This is a genomic window from Paenibacillus sp. 19GGS1-52, assembly GCF_022369515.1.
Classification (GTDB): Bacteria; Bacillota; Bacilli; order Paenibacillales; family Paenibacillaceae; genus Paenibacillus_AQ.
This window is the reverse complement of the sequence record NZ_CP059724.1, coordinates 4,572,925-4,590,112: the sequence shown is the minus strand read 5'-3', so window position 1 is coordinate 4,590,112 and position 17,188 is coordinate 4,572,925. Positions and strand designations below refer to the sequence as shown.

Below are 17,188 nucleotides of genomic sequence, written 5' to 3'. Positions count from 1 at the left end.
TCTAGGAGTCTGAATGGTTATATGCTAATTCGGGAGGTTACGCATGATGATAAGGTTTTATACGGGCCCCAAGGGGGAAGCCTACAAGCGACTGATCGGCTTTCTAATTGAGCGTACAGACAAATTTGTCCTATCGGAATGGGATGAGCATTATGGAATGGTTAAACTGTATACGGAAGTCATGGATAAGCTAAAGCCTTTTTTAGTAGAGCAAAACACCATGGAGCAAATGCAGGCCAAGAGCGGAGCTAATTATTCTCCAGGTACATATTATATCTATCAATGCTGTGCTGAAGCAGGAGCTGTGTTGAAAGAAGCGGTGCATGGTTTATATGACTGGCAGCAGCCACATATGCCTGAGGATTTGTGCTTTTGGGATGCAGAGGGTGCTGATTATCTGTACAGCGTTTCCCATGAGAAAATTTGTAGCCTTAAGATGAGTGAGGAAGAGGCCCGACAATTGGCGGAACGTATTCCTGGCTTGTTCATGGAGTTTGAAGCCCATTGGGATGTGGATTGCTTCATCAATGATGCGATTAAGCATCAAACAGATTCACTGACACTAACTTCGTATAGGCTTACAGAGATCCCGGACCGTATCCGTGAGTTGAAGCAGTTGAAATTCCTCGAAGTCTTCGAACAGGACATCACTAGACTTCCGCTGGCCTTATTTGAGCTGGCTACGTTAGAAACGTTGACGTTGATGACTGCCGATCTGGAATGTATTCCACCCGAGATCGCCAAGCTTCAGCAGCTAAAGCATTTAACGATTTATTGTGGCAGTTCAGACCGTACAATGCCAGGGTGGAGTCCAAAAGCCAAGTCTGATTTGTTATTGGATCGTCTTCCTCCAGAATTAGGGCAATTGAAGCAGTTAGAAACGTTAAACATCAGCTATACGGGAATTCAAGAGTTGCCTCCTGAGCTGGAACAGTTAACAGGGCTTCGTTACTTGAGTATCAGCAACAATCTGATAAAGACTAACCCTAGATTTTTATCCCGTATGCCTAATCTGAAGTATGTCGATGGATTGGAATGACCAGATTATGTTAGGGAATGCTGGAATAATGAAGTACACTGTCATGAGCGATGGTGTGCTTTTTTTGTGTGCGCTATATAAGATGAACTGGAAAATATGAAATAAGGCAGAAGTAACGGAGGGGAATTTTGGAACTGTAGGAGCGATAGCGACCGCCTTTGTCTCCGAATTTCATCCGCTCCTAGCGGAATAAATCAAGAAATTTGGAGACAACAGCGGCCGAAAGTCCAAACATTCACCGCAGTTATAGTTAATGCCGATTCAGAAAAATTGTAAGTTCAAGTTATATAGGGGAGTTTTTATAGCAAACAAAACTGTAGGATGTCCTATATTTGTCTACCCTGTCACTGTAATTTGACCCCTGACATATTGTAAGCGTTAACATTAGAATGATATTAGATCATAGAACTGAAGCAGCGTAGACTCATAAAACTTATAGGAGGGTCACAAATGAGAAAATTTACAAAAGCAGCCTTGGCCGCTGCTCTATCGGTAATCATGCTAGCGGGCTGCAGCAATCAGGAAGCAGCCAATAATGGAGGCAGCACAGGGGAAAAAGTGACCTTGACGGTGTGGCATAACTGGACAGGTCAGGACGCGAAGTCGGTGACCATGCGAAAATTATTGGCGGACTTCCAAACTGCGCATCCTGAGGTCACGCTGGAAGATGAAGGACTTCCGACTGATGGGTTGAAGACACGGCTTAGAACTGTAGCTGCCGCTGATGAAATGCCTGATCTCTTCGTGATGTGGCCTGATGCCATGACTAAGGAATTCCAAAAAGGGGATCTTCTCCAGCCGATTAACGAATTTCTGGACAGCAAGCCAGAGTGGAGAGATAATTTCATTCCGAATGCGCTCGATGGTTATACGATCGATGATAACATCTATTCTGTTCCGATGAATTTAGCGCCAACTTCGTTTATCTTCTACAATAAACTGCTATTCGATCAATATAAAGTGGCTATTCCTAAGACTTGGGATGAGCTGATGACCGCGATTGATACCTTTAATAAGAATGATATCATTCCCATTGCTTTAGGGAATAAGACGAATTGGGTGGCTCAGTCCACTATTTTTAGTACTCTCGCAGATCGTGTAACAGGTTCGGATTGGTTCTTGAAGGCCGTGAATCAGGATGGCGCAAAGTTTACGGATCCGGAGTTTGTCAAAGCCCTAACAGTTCTTCAGGACTTAGGTAAAGCAAAAGCTTTTCAGGATGGATTCAATGGTATTGATGAAACTCAAATGATGCAGCTCTACTTCCAAGGGAAGTCGGCGATGGTTATTGATGGAGGCTGGGCGCTGGCTAACCTGGTAAGCAATGCACCTAAAGAAGTGTTGGATAACACGCATATTACCATTATTCCTTCCATTGCTGGAGGTAAGGGCGATGCAGGTTCTACCGCAGGTGTTGTGGGAACAGGACTGGGAATTAGCAAAAAATTAACAGGTGCGAAGAAGGACGCGGCGATGGAATTGTTATATGCCCTGTCCGGTCCAGATGGACAACAGGCCACGCTGGATAGCAGTACTTTGATAAGCTATAACCTTGAATTGGACCCAAGTAAAGCAAATCCGCTATTCGTTGAGTTACATGAATTGATGAAGAATGTAAAGATCAGCCCGGTATATGACGCCAAATTAAGCTCTGCTGCTGTTGAAGTCACTAATAATGGTCTGCAGGAATTGCTGATGGGTGGAAATCCAGAAGATATCGCTAAGAAAATACAGGATGCTCAAGCTAAGGCGCTTGGTAAATAAGATACACCATACAGGCCCTCCCGTAAGGGAGGGTTCACCTTTCATAAGGGAAGTGAAACTTGATGAATACTTTGCGAAGTCGTCGTTTTATAATAATGGGTTTACTTCCGGCTATGCTGATCTATGCACTATTTGTTTTTGTACCCGTGATTTGGTCTGCGTATTATGGGTTCTTCGATTGGTCAGGGATCGGAGCTTCATCGTTTATTGGATTAGACAATTATGTGGAAATTGTACATGACCCGATATTCTGGCGTGCGCTGAAGAACAATTTTATTTTTGTCGGAGCAGCCGTGCTGGGTCAGGTGCCACTCGCACTTATATTAGCTATTCTTTTGAGTAAAAATAATTTCCTGCAACGTTTCTTGCGCTCGGCAATCTTCTTGCCAATGGTGCTGTCTACCGTCGTTATCGGGATGATTTGGCAGTATATTTACCACCCGCAGATTGGTATTCTCAATTTCTTCTTGGATGCATTAGGTTTGGAAAGCTGGAAGCTGCAATGGTTATCTGATGATAAAATCGCTATTTTCGCGCTTATTCCTCCGTTGATCTGGAGCTTCGTAGGTTTGTATCTGATTATCTTTATGTCTGCACTACAGAATATTCCTGGAGAAATTCATGATGCTGCCCAGCTCGATGGGGCCACTGGATTAAGGAAATTAGCCTCGATTTCACTTCCTATGATTTGGGGAACGGTACAAGTAGCGTTGGTTCTCTGTATTTCAGGCAGTCTGAAATCCTTTGACCTTGTTTACATCATGACCAAAGGTGGACCGGCACATGCTACAGAACTCTTAGCCACCTATATGTATAATTCAACGTTTACCTCTTACCGTTATGGGTTTGGTAGTGCAATCTCCACAACCATTGTGCTAATCAGTCTTATTCTAATCGGGACCAGCCAATGGATTACCAGTAGAAAGCCCAAACAGTAAATCAGAGAGGAGGGACGATCATGTATATAATGAGAATGAAAAAAGGACTATTTTGGACGTTATTGACGGGATATGGTATTTTTACTCTGTACCCTTTCTTTTGGCTTATTATCAGTGCGTTTAAGACCAATGAAGATTTCTATAGCCATCCCTTCGGGCTGCCGAAGATTTGGCACTTTGATAATTTCATTCGCGCTTGGGAAAGCTCGAAGCTTGGAACCGCTTTTATGAACTCGATGATTGTCTCTGTAGGCTCATTGATTATCACCTTATTTGTCGCAGCCTTGGCCTCCTTTATTCTGGCCCGGTTTCAATTCCGCTTAAAGGGTTGGATCATGACGTTCTTCGTCGTCGGAATGCTGATTCCCATTCACAGCACCTTGGTTCCGCTCTTTATTCTGATGAAACAGATGTCCATGCTGAATACGTATTGGGCTTTAATATTTCCATATACGGCTTTTGCTCTGCCTACGGCGATCTTTGTACTCACCGCTTACCTGAGCACGATCCCTAAAGAGATTGAAGAAGCAGCTTTTATCGATGGCACAGGCTTATGGGGGCTATTCAGAAGGATTATTCTGCCGATATCCACTCCTGCCTTGTCAACGGTTACGATCTTAAGCTTTCTACATTCGTGGAATGACTTCTCTTTTGCGTTAGTTCTTATTAATAAAACAAAACTAAAAACACTCCCGCTGGGAATCGCCAATTTCGCCGATGGCTATCAGACGGATTATGGTCTCACGCTGGCTGCAATGACGATCTCCGTCATTCCTACCATTCTGATCTATCTGATCTTCCAGGATCAAGTGATGAAGGGGATGACAGCAGGAGCGGTTAAAGGCTAGACAACTGTTATAAAAGCAGCTACCTAGAGGCGGAGAAGATGGAGGAACAAGCACTGATGAGACAATGGATACAAAGCTCCTTGCGACGCAAGCTGTTTATCTTAATGCTGGTTTCGATCCTGATCCCGCTGTTATTTCTAGGTAGCTTTGCTTATGTCATTTCTTTGCGAATTACGGAAGACAAAACAAAGCTTGCCGGGATGGACACCTTAAGGCAAATGGATGGGAATTTACGATTTATCATCCAGGATGTTGAGAATATTTCGCTCTTCCTCATCGGGGACCGTGAAATCCAGCAGTGGCTGGGTTCGTTAGACGAGGTTAGCAGCAGTAGTAGCAATAGCAGCAGCAGCAGTGGGGATATCGTAGGTATGATCACTAATTTGGCCAGCTCTAAGCCCTACATTTCTGACATTACGCTCTACCCCTCCAAAGGCTCAACAGCATTATCAACGACTACCTTATATAATTCTGATTTAACCAGTCAACTGGATATGAGCGCAGTGAAAGAGAAGGAATGGACAGGTGTCTATTCGGTCCGTGATTATGCAGGAGCGAAGAATATCATCACCTTTATAAGACCGCTGCGGAGTATTCATGATTACAATACATTAGGCTGGCTGGCCATCAGTTTAGACGAAGCGGTGATCTCCGAATATTGGTCTCAGCCGCAGCTTGGGGAGGGGCAAGGTCAAGTTGCCTTAGTCAATGATAAAGGTGAAATTCTCTCCGCTACGAATAAAAGCTGGCTGTCCAAGCCATTCGATTCCTTGTATCCAGGAGTGATACAGGGATTTAGTCAAGCCAAGACGGGAAGTAACACCTTTGGAGATGGTGATGCCAAACAAACCATTCTACACTATCGTCACCCCAATTTAGACTGGATGTTGATCGGTACCATACCGTATGACATCTATAGCTCACAGAATCGTTACATCTGGCAGCTCACCCTTATTGCCGTAGCGCTCTCTGTAGGGCTCAGTGCAGGTTTGATTTTGTTTGTCGTTCAGCGGGTGACCAACCCGCTGCGTGTGCTTACGAGGCTGCTGACTCGAATTGATCCTGAACGTCCGCTGCCTATTTTTCCGAGTGCTTCAACAGATGAGATTGGCATGCTGGGTAAAAGCTACAATATGCTGGGCAAACAAATCGCTCTCTTGAAAGAAGAATTGATCCGTGATGGAGTTCGGAAGAAAGAGGCCGATATTCGGGCTTTGCAATCGCAGATTAATCCGCATTTTCTGTATAATACGTTATCCTCTATTCACTGGATTGCGCTGATGGATGATGAGAAGCGTATTGCCGATATGGTTCAAGCGCTAAGTGATTTTCTGCGTATAAGTCTGAATAAAGGAAAAGACTACTATCCCGTCCATCAGGAATTGGCCCATATCCAAAATTATGCCCAGATCCAATCGATTCGCTTTCCAGATCAATTTGAAGTCGATTTCATCATTGATGCTGAATTGAATGATAAAGTTATGCTGAAGCTTCTATTACAGCCATTGGTGGAGAATGCGATGCTGCACGGAATTCAGAAGAAGAAGGAGAAGGGAACGATCACGATATATCTGGAGAAAAAAGAGGGGCTTATGTGCTTTCTTATCCTTGATGATGGAATTGGCATGACCGTAGAGCAGCTGGATCAAGTGAAAAACAACCTCCTGAGTACAGAGGATATACCCCTTGAGGGGCTGGGTGGGTATGGCTTGCGGAATGTGAATGAACGCCTTATTCTCCATTATGGGTCGGAGTCACAGCTGAATATCCAGAGTCGTGTAAACCAGGGAACTCGCATCTCTTTCTCGATTCCCATCCGGGAGGGATAATATGAGAATCATGATTGTTGATGACGAAGTCATTATTAGAACAGGGTTGGCTAAAGTCATTAATTGGAATGACTTAGGATTAGAGTTGCTCGAGCCTGCCGCATCTGCGGAAGAAGCACTGGAGAGAATCCCGCAAGAGAAACCCCATATTCTGTTAACGGATATTCAAATGACAGGTAAAAGTGGTCTGCAGCTGGCAGAGGAAGCAAGTCTGATCCTGCCTGAGCTAGAGATCATTATTTTATCGGGGTATGATGATTTCGTCTATACTCAGCAAGCGATCCGGCAGAATATCAGCGATTACATTCTCAAGACCAGTCGACCGGAAGAGATTATGAATACCGTTCTAAAGGCGAAGCATCGTGCTGAGGAACGCTGGGCTAATCATAGCCAGAATGTCATCTCCAAGTCGGATGAGAAGGACCACATGTTCCAGCGTTATGTCATTGACGGTGAATCGATTCCACTGGATAAACCGAAACAGCTGCTGTTTCTGAGTCATTTACAGAAACAGCAAGAGTATGGAAACACTTGCATGCAGGTTGTAATCATCGTGGCGGAAGGCTGGGATCATGCCAGAGACGCTAACTCATTGCTGGTTTATGCTGTTCAGAATATGTTGCATGAGTTATTAACTTGTGCCACCTTAATTCAGAAGAACCGCATTGTTGTTGTCACACCTTCACAGCAATGGAGCGGTGATTTTCAGCCGGATCAATTCATCTGCCACAAAATAGAACGGTTGCTCAAATGTACTCTTTATGCAGCTGCAGGAGTATCTGTCACAGACGTACAAGAGCTACATGAATCCTATAGCTCTGCTGATTATGCAACAGGATATCAATCTTTCCTGCCAAAGAAGAGCTGGAACTATGAGGAGATTAAGCAACGTACAGGTGGCAAGACTATATGCACACGAGAAGAAGAACAAAGACTAGCTGTGATCCTTCTGGATAATGACGTGGTTGCGCTGAAAAATTGGGTGCAGCAGTATATTCAAGAATTGATGGATGACCCGCAATTGACGCTTCAATCGCTAGCAGCTGCGATACAATCGGTTACGATCGTATCACAACGTTGGTTGGATCGATTGCTGAAAATCACGGGACGTGAGAATATTCTGAAGGACTATTCCGTGCAACTGCAAGCCAGTATGAACAATGTTTCTAAAGATGAGCTGTTTCAACAGCTGTATAATATCATGAGGATGTATCATACGGATATTGCTGAAGGTCAAGCCGCACATATCAACAAAGCTAGAGCTTTTATTGAGGTGCATCTGGAGCAGGATGTCAGTCTGCAACGTGTCGCAAAGCATATTCATGTCCATCCCAATCATTTGAGTGATGTATTTAAGAAGGAGACCGGTATTACCTTTGGGGATTTCGTCACCCGGATCAAAATGCAGCGAGCGATGGAAGTCCTAGCGGGCTCCCCTGCCAAAATTAGTGAAGTTGCCGCTCAGGTGGGTTATAGTGATGTCAAATATTTCAGTAAAATATTCAAAAAGCATACGGGCAAAACACCCAGCGAATTTCGCGGGTCTGCACCGTGTGAATCCCTTTAGGAGATGATGAGCATGCAAATATCCGCGGCGTGGAAGCTTCAACACTTTCCAGCAGGACAAATGAAACCCTATGAATTGGCTACTCCCGGATTCGATGATCGTTTCTGGATTACTGCCAAGGTTCCGGGGGATGTTCATAGCACTCTTATCGAGCGTAATATTATAGATCACCCTTATTTCGGTCATAACGATATCAAGAGCCGCTGGATTGAAGATGAGGAATGGTGGTACCGGGGCCAATTTAATTATGAGGTTACAGCAGAATCGGATGAGCGGCATGAGTTGATCTTTGAAGGTCTGGATACTTTTGCAACCGTATTCGTGAATGGACTTGAAGTAGGGTCAACCCACAATATGATGATGGCTCATGCCTTTGATGTTACCCGCATTGTACGGAATGGTTGGAACTGTATCGCCGTGAAATTCGATCCACTCCGTAAGCATCATGAACAGAAAGAGCTGTTCCAGTGGTCCTCCTATACAAAGGAACGTCCGTGGATTCGTAAAGCTGCGATGAATTTCGGCTGGGATTGGGGTCCGCGTATGGTTACTGTCGGGATTTGGGGAGCGGTGTGTATAGAGCGGAAGTCTGTTGCCAAGCTAAATTCCGTATTCGCTAGAACAGCAGATGCCAGTAAAGATGAAGCGACTGTATTAATTGATGTAGAGGTGAAAGCCTATTCTAAACATCTCCATATAGACTGCGAGATTATCCTTCTGGATCAAGCGGGACAGCGGGTAGCAGAAGATAGGGTCGCTGTGGAAGGTACAAACGCAAGTGTAGATTTAGTGTTGAATTCCCCGCAGCTATGGTGGACACATGATCTGGGGCAGCCTTATTTGTATGAGCTGCAAGTCAATCTGTTCGCAGATGGACAGATGGTGGATAGCAGCCGGCAAACCCTTGGTATCCGTACCCTTGAATTAGAGCTGCAGGACGAGCGCGACAATCCCAGCTTTGCTTTTCTGCTAAATGGAGTCAAGGTATTCGCCAAGGGGGCGAACTGGATACCTGTAGATCATTTCATCGGTTCAGCACCGGATGCCAGGTATTGTGAGTTGATTGATCTGGCGGTCGAAGGTCATATGAATATGCTGCGCGTGTGGGCAGGCGGGATCTATGAGAAGGATGTTTTTTATAACGAATGTGATCGACGGGGAGTGTTGGTCTGGCAGGATTTTGCTTTTGCCAATGCCTTATTTCCAGACTACAACCGCGATTTCATGGACAATGTGCGAAATGAAGTCATTTATAATGTCAAAAGATTACGTAATCACGCTTCTCTGGCGCTCTGGTGCGGGAATAATGAGATTGATTGGTTGTATGATATGAAATCCTCCAGCGGGGATATTACCTCGCCATTCTATGGCAGAAGCATCTATCATGAATTGATTCCTGAGGTGCTTGCCGAGCTGGATGATAGCCGTGCCTACTGGCCGTCTTCTCCTTACGGAGGTAATGATGATAATGATCCGGACGTAGGAGACCGGCATAATTGGCAGGTATGGCATGGGTCTGTGTATCCGCGGCAATTCGGAGATCGTCCTGTGCTGGATTATAGCATTGCAGGGGTAACTTTCAAGAATTTCAAGAAAGACCGCACCTTATTTAATAGTGAATTTGGTATGCATGCTTCAGCCAATCGTTATACCTTAGAGAAAAATATACCCGCAGGCCAGTTCTATTGGGGTAGTGTGGAGATGGCCTACCGGAACAAGGATACCAATCATCAGAAGGGTATTTTGTTGATGGAAGGGTACACCGGGATTCCCCAGAACATTGAGGAGTATATGAATTTCTCTATGCTGACTCAAGCTGAAGGCTTAAAATACGGTGTGGAACATTACCGGCGGAATAAGCAGCGGACAAGCGGTACATTGATCTGGCAGTTAAATGATAGCTGGCCGGGGACAAGCTGGTCGATGATTGACTATGAGCTGTTGCCTAAAGCTTCTTACTATTACGCCAAAAAATTCTATCATCCTTTATTGTTATCTGTTGAGCATGAGCCGGGTGAGCCGCTTCAGGTATGGGTAGTAAACGATACGTTAGAATCGTATGCTGGAAAAGTAACCTTACAAGTCATTACTTATGAAGGTAAGGAAGTGTTCGTTAAGGCTTGGGAGGCTAATGTCCCTTGTAATACGGCAGTATATCTAGGCCAAGTAGACGAGGCAGAAGCGCTTAATGGTAATTTAGCTGAAGGAGTAGTGGTCAAGGTATCTGCTGAAGGATTTGCTGCTCCAGATAACCTTTGTTATTTGCGGGATCAGAAGGATCTGCTAATGAAAGCTGCAGAACTGGAGATCGTATCGGATGAGGCATCTCAGACCGTGACGATAACCGCAATGGGTACCTTGGCGCGGATGGTCAAAATCGATCTGCCGCAAGGTCGAGTTCGCTTTAGTGATAATTACTTTGATCTGCTGCCTAACGAAATACGCATAATCCAGATCAGTCATCCTGAAGGGATTCCTGTTTCTTTTGCCGGTTTGAGTGTGAGTGCATTGAATTAGGTTCATAGATTGGTAGAGTATCCAGTAAACAAGCAGGTTCCTGAATGTAACAGGGGCCTGCTTATTTGATGTTTCATGTTACAACTGTATTAAATTAAACTAGGGACCGACGGTAGGTTTGTGGAGAGAGGCCAACTTTTTTGCGGAAGATAGTATGGAAATAGGATAGGTCCTGATAGCCAACTGCCGCTGCAATATCGCTGATCTTACGCTCGGTGGTTTGCAACAGATTGCAGGCGGCATGAATTCTGACGTTTTGTAAATATACAGTCATATTCATCCCGGTTTGCTTCTGAAAGATACGGTGGAACTGTCGTTCGCTAAGGCCCATTTTTTGAGCCATCCCTACCACAGTAATCCGTGAAGAAAAACGTGTATGTAGATCGTTTAGTACGGATTCCAGGCGAATGAACAGTGACGCTTCCCCACCTTCCGGTTCAGTCTCAAGCCGGTGCAGGAAGAGTAGAAGTTGAAAAACAGTGCTGTAAAGGGCAATTTCCCGGCCGCAACGATCCGATCTGTATTCGTGGTGGAGCTGCTGGAAGAGGCGCTGGAATTCCCCATAGTGGTCCTTATAGTGTTGGTAATGGTCATCCATCAGCAACGGAAGGAGTTCATTGCCTCCGGGGAAGGACTGGCTGATCGCGGAAAAGGAGTTCACATCTAAAAGGCAGTTATAGACAATTAAAGGCTGCTTCCCGTTCGTTGAAGCTGGGCGAAAGACATGAGAGATGCCCACGGGCAATCGGAAAATATCCCCTTGAGTGACGGGTACGGCAGAATCGCCCATCATGTGTGTGCCGCTGCCTTCACTGACATAACTGATTTCCAGAAAATCATGGCGGTGTTCATGCAGATCAAAAGCTTCGACACATCGATTTACATACAGGGGCAGTCCCGGCGAGAAGAATAACTCTCCCTTCATCAGATCAATTCTTCGCTGTATTACTATTGTCCCCAACTCCTTCGAAAATGTCTGATATACCCTATGCAAATGTCTGAATTTCATCATTTCAAACGTTTTCATTCATCGTAAGATGAAGAGGAGAAAAAAGCAAGGCCGTAAGCGGCTGTCAAATATATGGGGAGAAGGAATTAGGGATGAGTGAACTAGAGTTGGAACAGCTTGTTTGCGAGTATCGAACAGAACTTTTGGGAACGGACTGTGTAATACCCAGATTTGGATGGAAGATTCGTTCAGAGAAAAGAAATACGAGGCAGCAGGCGTACCGCATTCAGGTTGCGGATGCAGCGGACTTTAGCCGGCCCATATGGGACACGGGCAGAACGGAGTCAGATTATTCGATACAAGTTGAATATGAGGGTCCTGCACTTCTCTCAAGAACCCGTTATTACTACCGAGTCCAAGTCTGGGACCAGTTTGGACGTCAATCACAATGGAGCGCAGCAGAATGGTGGGAAACGGCATTTCTTGATTCTAGGGAGTGGCAGGCAAGCTGGATTACGCCTTCAGATGATACAACAGGTACGGTTTCACTGCCTGTGTCCATGTTGCGCAGGACTTTTAGGCTGAAGACAGCAGTCACCTCTGCACGTATTTATGCTACAGCGGCTGGTTTATATGAAATATACCTTAATGGAAGCAGAGTGGGAGAAGAATGGCTGACACCAGGCTGGACCAGCTACCAACACCGCCATCAGTATCAGACTTATGATGTAACAGAATATCTTTGCGAAGGCAGTAATGCACTTGGTATTCAACTGGCCGATGGATGGTATACAGGGCGGTTGGGCTGGGACAAACAGAGTGGTCATTACGGTAAACAGCGGGCGGTTCTGCTGGAGCTTCATGTCCGGTATGAGGACGGGAGTGAGGAGACGGTCTGCACGGATGCCTCTTGGAAAGCAGCGGAGGGGCCAATTCTATTCTCTGGAATTTATGACGGTGAGCTGTATGACGCACGTAAGGAACAGCCCGGCTGGAGTGAAGATGGCTTTGATGACTTGGACTGGCAGGAGACAATAGTTGCGAAGCTGCCCTATTCTCAGCTGGTTGCGCAGGAGAACTGGCCTGTCCGAGTGACGGAGATCCTCACTCCGCAACAGGTGATTCATACCCCATCTGGCGATACACTGCTTGATATGGGACAAAATATGGTGGGGCGTGTCAGGCTAAATCTACATCTTTCGGCAGGCACCCACCTTATTCTCCAGCATGCTGAAGTGCTGGACCGCGAGGGCAATTTCTATACAGGTAATCTCCGTTCGGCCAAACAAAGAGTGGAATATATCGCCAAGGGAGCGGGAGTGGCTAACTTTGCATCTTTTTTTTCCTTTCAGGGTTTTCGTTATGTGAAGATTGAGGGGCTGTCGGAGCTGAATGACACTCAACTTCTTCAGGGTTTTACGGGTGAAGTTATGCATTCCGCTATGGAGCCGACTGGGCAATTCCAATGCTCTGATGAACGGATTAATCAGCTGCAGCGCAATATCGTATGGGGCCAACGGGGCAACTTTATCGATGTGCCAACCGACTGCCCGCAGCGTGATGAACGTCTGGGCTGGACAGGTGACGCGCAGGTATTTATCCGCACAGCAGCATTTAATTATCAGGTTGCCCCTTTCTTCGGGAAATGGTTGCGAGATTTGGAGGCGGACCAGCGGCTTGATGGCAGTGTGCCTTTTGTGATCCCGAATATTCTTGATAACAATGCCGCAAATGCCAATGAAGGGCAGACGAACACATCGGCAGCCTGGGGAGATGCCGCAGTTATCTGTCCTTGGACACAGTATTTGTGCTACGGAGATGAGCGCTTGCTGGGTGAGCAATATGACAGCATGAAGGCATGGGTTGAGTACATTCGGCGACAAGGTGATAATGAATATTTGTGGAATACAGGCTTTCATTTTGGGGATTGGCTTGCCTTGGATGCCAAAGAGAATAGCTACATTGGGGCGACTCCACTCGAGTTGATTGCTACTTCATTTTATGCTAACTCTGTGCGAATCCTCAGAGATGCGGCGGTTGTTCTCGGCAAATCGCCCGAAGTGCGGCATTACAGCGACATGCTGAACCGTATTGTTGAAGCCTTCCGCCGCGAATTTGTTACTCCGGCGGGTAGATTGGCAGCACCAACGCAAACTGCACATGTCCTGACCCTGATGTTCGGTCTAGTAGAGGGGCAGGACCGGGAACGTACGGCGCGCGAACTGAATGATTTGGTTGTGAACAATAAGTATCATTTGACCACCGGCTTTGTCGGCACTCCATATCTGTGTTTGGTGCTCTCGGATCATGGCTACCATGATACAGCCGTCCAGCTGCTGCTGCAGGACAACTATCCTTCATGGCTATATTCAGTCTCTCAGGGAGCTACAACGATCTGGGAGCACTGGGATGGCATCAAGCCGGATGGCACATTCTGGAGCGATGACATGAATTCGTACAATCATTATGCTTACGGCGCGATTGGTGATTGGATGTACCGTTACCTAGCGGGGCTGGATATGGATGAAACGGAAACGGCATATAAAATGATTCGTATCTATCCCCGTTTTGCCGGAGGACGTTTAACTTCTGCTTCCGCCAGACTGGAATCTCCTTATGGAGCAATCGAATCGTCTTGGACTGAGGAAGAGGGACGGCGCACCCTCGAAGTCCAAATTCCAGTGAATACAACTGCCCGAATTACACTCTCCGGTGCGAAGCTGGGCAGACTGACGGAAAGTGGGAATCCGCTAACCGACGTGGAGGGGATCGGAGCGATGGAGGAAAGTGTTGAGGGCGTTCAGCTTACGGCAGGATCTGGGACATACCGCTCTCTTATCCGCTGGAGAGTCCAGAAGTGTAGCCTGCTGGTCAGACTAGCTTCAATGAAGCGGATAGGTTAAATACATTCTAATAAAAATAGGGCAGCAGCCATAGTTCACGGGCTTCTGCCCTATTTTGCGATCCAATCTATAGGGGTGTAATCCTATCAAATATTTCTATCGGTTCATAAAAAACAATAAACATACAATATAGAAAATCAAGTATATACTTTTAAACAGTGGTTCATTCGTTATATATATAAATGATCAAAGGGGAAAAGGGACGATGGCAAAGGTTACTGGATTGGAAGGCATTGTGGCCGCAGAAACGGATATTAGCTTAGTAGATGGAGAAAGAGGCCGTTTGGTCTATCGAGGGTTTTTAGCTAAGGATCTTGCAATTACTCAGAGTTATGAGGAAGTAGCTTATTTGCTCTGGAACGGGCAGCTGCCGGAACAAGATGAATTGGAGCAGTTGCACATGCGACTGGCTAACCTGAGGAACATACCGGAATATATATGCAAGATCATTGACCTGCTTCCCCTGTCGATCTCCATGATGGGAGTATTGCAGACTGCTGTTGCAGCGCTTGGGGATGCAGCAGAGGTTGCTTGGCCACCAACCTTGCAACAAGCCGAGCGATTGACCGCAATCCTCCCGAGTATTGTTGCTTACAGATATCGTAAATTAAACGGATTACCTACAGTAGAACCAGATGCCCGGCTAGGTCATGCTGCCAATTATTTGTATATGCTAACAGGCCAGCTTCCTGAAGAATCGCATAGTAAAGCACTTAATGCTTATTTGATTCTGGGTATGGAACATGGGATGAATGCTTCGACATTTGCTGGTCGAGTTATTCTGTCTACCCAATCTGATATGAACGCAGCGGTATGCGGAGCTATTGGTGCAATGAAGGGCCCACTGCACGGCGGAGCTCCCTACGAAGTGATATCTATGCTAGAGGAAATAGGCTCGAAGGATCGAGCAGAGCCCTGGATGCGTAACGCGCTGGAACATGGAGCCCGGTTGATGGGATTTGGCCACCGTATTTACAAAACTAATGATCCACGTGCGGAGGCGCTCCGGATTGTCACTTTGCAAATGACAGGGGAAGACCCCTCGTTCGAACTGGCGATTCATGTTGAGAACACTGCCATTCGTTTACTGGAAGAATACAAGCCTGGACGTCGTCTGTTTACGAATGTAGAATTTTATGCGGCTGCAATACTGCGCGCTGTTCAGATATCCCCTGACTTGTTTACACCTACGTTTACTTTAGGAAGAATCGTAGGCTGGACTGCCCATATTCTGGAGCAAGCAAGTATTAATCGTATTTTTCGGCCTGAATCATTGTACACTGGACCTATGCCTGAAGCTGATTTAAGTGTAATCAAGTAATTCTTCTTAATTTAAAAAAAGACAGTCCAGTGTTGAATACAACATTCTGGACTGTCTTTTTTATGATATGGATATTTGCTGCAAACTACAATTAGCTGAACAGCAAGGTCTGAATAGCGTGAGCCGGAATAGTAGTCTCGGCTACCTGTCCCTGACAGTTGAGTGTGAATGGCAACAGGTTGTCGGTCCGGTTCATAACGATGACGGCAATCGTTCCGTCAGTGTTGCGGAAAGCAGTTGTTTCCAGCTTGTCGGTATATTTGGAGCTGCCGATCCGTTTGGCTCCTGGACGAATGTATTTACTGAAATGTCCGATATAATAGAATGAGCTCTCAAAGATGACCTTATCATTCTTGGTATCACCGATGATTGGAGCATCACAATAATTGCCTACATGGTTAGGGCCGCCTTGTTCATCCAACACGATATTCCAGTCCGTCCAGCTAGACATCCAGTTGTTCAGGTTGCCGATAATATCATGTCCATAACGTTCACCTGTATTCCAGGACCCGAGCTGCACGCCCCCTTCTTGACAGCCTTCACTGAAGAATAGGTGTTTGTCGGGGAAGCGTTCATGTACGGCGGACAGCGCTTCAAAGTGATCACCGGAATACCAGTGAAAGCAAATACCCCAAATATATTTGGAGGCTGCTGCATCCTCGAATGCTGTCTTCGCATGGGCGTAGACCCGCTCTTTATTATGATCCCAGATCATGATCTTCACGTGGGCTAAGTTCGCTTCTTCCAGAGCAGGGCCGAGGTAATCACGGACAAAATCCTTCTCTTCTTCAGCGGTATAAATGCAAGAATCCCATATTTGAGCGGCTTTGGCCTCATTCTGCACACTCACTGCCCAGATATCAATGCCTGCTTCCGCATAGGATTGAATATATTTAACGAACAATTTCGCCCAAGCTTCCCGATATTCCGGTTTAAGCTTACCGCCGTTGTTCATTTCACCATTTGTCTTCATCCAAGCCGGTGGACTCCATGGGGAAGAGAACAAACGGAAGTTCTCACCCACGGTGGCCGCTGCCTGCTTGATCAGTGGGATAATCGATTCTTGATCCCGTGAGATATTAAACGAGCGCAGCTGTGGGTCTTCATCTTCAACATAAGAATAATTGCCTAATGAGAAATCGCAGCTCTGGATATGTGAGCGGCACAGAGTATAACCGATTCCGTGTTCTGGATGGAAATAAGCATCGATAATTTCTTTCTGTTTCGCTTCACTAAGCTTGGCTAGGGTTACGGCAGAGGCCTCTGTAAGCGCACCGCCGAAGCCTTCAATCTCCTGATATTCCAAATCATCATAAATATTGATGAGTTCCATTTCCTTCTCTGCGGAATCGGGAGTGAAAGTTAAAGATTCTAACTCTGTTAAGCGGTCTCCGTTATCTTTGGCTGTTTGAATTACGCGAATGTTTCCTTTAGTCATAGCGTTTGATAGCCTCCTAAGCATATTCTTCTATTTTCTATTATAGAAGGAATTCCGTTGTTCTTTGAAGAAACA

11 protein-coding genes are annotated in these 17,188 nt (G+C 45.9%); 9 read left to right on the top strand and 2 right to left on the bottom strand.

The genetic code is table 11. The annotated features are described in order from the left end of the window. Positions 1 to 43 precede the first annotated feature (43 nt). The 7 genes from H1230_RS21445 to H1230_RS21415 all read left to right on the top strand — a co-directional run bounded on the left by H1230_RS21445 (position 44) and on the right by H1230_RS21415 (position 10,502). A complete protein-coding gene (locus H1230_RS21445) occupies positions 44 to 1,039 on the top strand; it encodes a leucine-rich repeat domain-containing protein (RefSeq protein WP_239711917.1) in 996 nt (331 codons plus the stop codon). Positions 1,040 to 1,489: 450 nt separating this feature from the next. Beyond that, on the top strand, positions 1,490 to 2,803 hold the full coding sequence (locus H1230_RS21440) for an extracellular solute-binding protein (RefSeq protein ID WP_239711916.1): 1,314 nt from the start codon (positions 1,490 to 1,492) through the stop codon (positions 2,801 to 2,803). A gap of 62 nt (positions 2,804 to 2,865) precedes the next feature. Beyond that, complete coding sequence (locus tag H1230_RS21435; RefSeq protein ID WP_239711915.1) at positions 2,866 to 3,741, top strand: carbohydrate ABC transporter permease; 876 nt, start codon at positions 2,866 to 2,868, stop codon at positions 3,739 to 3,741. A 20-nt stretch (positions 3,742 to 3,761) separates the two neighbouring features. Next, positions 3,762 to 4,589, top strand: a complete 828-nt coding sequence (locus H1230_RS21430) for a carbohydrate ABC transporter permease (RefSeq protein ID WP_239711914.1) — start codon at positions 3,762 to 3,764, stop codon at positions 4,587 to 4,589. 38 nt (positions 4,590 to 4,627) lie between these two features. Further along, positions 4,628 to 6,418: a sensor histidine kinase gene (locus H1230_RS21425; RefSeq protein ID WP_345773368.1), complete on the top strand. Its 1,791-nt coding sequence runs from the start codon at positions 4,628 to 4,630 to the stop codon at positions 6,416 to 6,418. 1 nt (position 6,419) lies between these two features. Further along, complete coding sequence (locus tag H1230_RS21420; protein WP_239711913.1) at positions 6,420 to 7,985, top strand: response regulator transcription factor; 1,566 nt, start codon at positions 6,420 to 6,422, stop codon at positions 7,983 to 7,985. A gap of 12 nt (positions 7,986 to 7,997) precedes the next feature. Further along, positions 7,998 to 10,502 (top strand): beta-mannosidase, encoded by a 2,505-nt coding sequence (locus tag H1230_RS21415; protein ID WP_239711912.1) that lies wholly within the window; start codon positions 7,998 to 8,000, stop codon positions 10,500 to 10,502. A 94-nt stretch (positions 10,503 to 10,596) separates the two neighbouring features. Here H1230_RS21415 and H1230_RS21410 read toward each other — a convergent pair whose 3' ends face one another. Then, positions 10,597 to 11,427 (bottom strand): AraC family transcriptional regulator, encoded by an 831-nt coding sequence (locus H1230_RS21410; RefSeq protein ID WP_239711911.1) that lies wholly within the window; start codon positions 11,425 to 11,427, stop codon positions 10,597 to 10,599. 176 nt (positions 11,428 to 11,603) lie between these two features. On the opposite strand from H1230_RS21410, the gene H1230_RS21405 reads away from it, so the two are divergent. Together H1230_RS21405 and H1230_RS21400 are read left to right on the top strand one after the other, a co-directional pair. Further along, a complete protein-coding gene (locus H1230_RS21405) occupies positions 11,604 to 14,354 on the top strand; it encodes an alpha-L-rhamnosidase (RefSeq protein ID WP_239711910.1) in 2,751 nt (916 codons plus the stop codon). 205 nt (positions 14,355 to 14,559) lie between these two features. Continuing rightward, positions 14,560 to 15,675, top strand: coding sequence for a citrate synthase/methylcitrate synthase (locus H1230_RS21400; protein WP_239711909.1), 1,116 nt, complete (start codon positions 14,560 to 14,562; stop codon positions 15,673 to 15,675). A 91-nt stretch (positions 15,676 to 15,766) separates the two neighbouring features. Here the strand turns inward: H1230_RS21400 and H1230_RS21395 are convergent, their stop codons facing one another. Beyond that, positions 15,767 to 17,113, bottom strand: coding sequence for a glycoside hydrolase family 30 protein (locus H1230_RS21395; RefSeq protein ID WP_239711908.1), 1,347 nt, complete (start codon positions 17,111 to 17,113; stop codon positions 15,767 to 15,769). Between the last annotated feature and the right edge of the window lie 75 nt (positions 17,114 to 17,188).

What these genes read in the sequence shown, in the direction of transcription:
- H1230_RS21445 (WP_239711917.1), top strand. Translation starts at nt 44, where the DNA reads ATGATGATAAGGTTTTATACGGGCCCCAAGGGGGAAGCCTACAAGCGA.
- H1230_RS21440 (WP_239711916.1), top strand. Translation starts at nt 1,490, where the DNA reads ATGAGAAAATTTACAAAAGCAGCCTTGGCCGCTGCTCTATCGGTAATC.
- H1230_RS21435 (WP_239711915.1), top strand. Translation starts at nt 2,866, where the DNA reads ATGAATACTTTGCGAAGTCGTCGTTTTATAATAATGGGTTTACTTCCG.
- H1230_RS21430 (WP_239711914.1), top strand. Translation starts at nt 3,762, where the DNA reads ATGTATATAATGAGAATGAAAAAAGGACTATTTTGGACGTTATTGACG.
- H1230_RS21425 (WP_345773368.1), top strand. Translation starts at nt 4,628, where the DNA reads ATGGAGGAACAAGCACTGATGAGACAATGGATACAAAGCTCCTTGCGA.
- H1230_RS21420 (WP_239711913.1), top strand. Translation starts at nt 6,420, where the DNA reads ATGAGAATCATGATTGTTGATGACGAAGTCATTATTAGAACAGGGTTG.
- H1230_RS21415 (WP_239711912.1), top strand. Translation starts at nt 7,998, where the DNA reads ATGCAAATATCCGCGGCGTGGAAGCTTCAACACTTTCCAGCAGGACAA.
- H1230_RS21410 (WP_239711911.1), bottom strand. Translation starts at nt 11,427, where the DNA reads ATGAAGGGAGAGTTATTCTTCTCGCCGGGACTGCCCCTGTATGTAAAT.
- H1230_RS21405 (WP_239711910.1), top strand. Translation starts at nt 11,604, where the DNA reads ATGAGTGAACTAGAGTTGGAACAGCTTGTTTGCGAGTATCGAACAGAA.
- H1230_RS21400 (WP_239711909.1), top strand. Translation starts at nt 14,560, where the DNA reads ATGGCAAAGGTTACTGGATTGGAAGGCATTGTGGCCGCAGAAACGGAT.
- H1230_RS21395 (WP_239711908.1), bottom strand. Translation starts at nt 17,113, where the DNA reads ATGACTAAAGGAAACATTCGCGTAATTCAAACAGCCAAAGATAACGGA.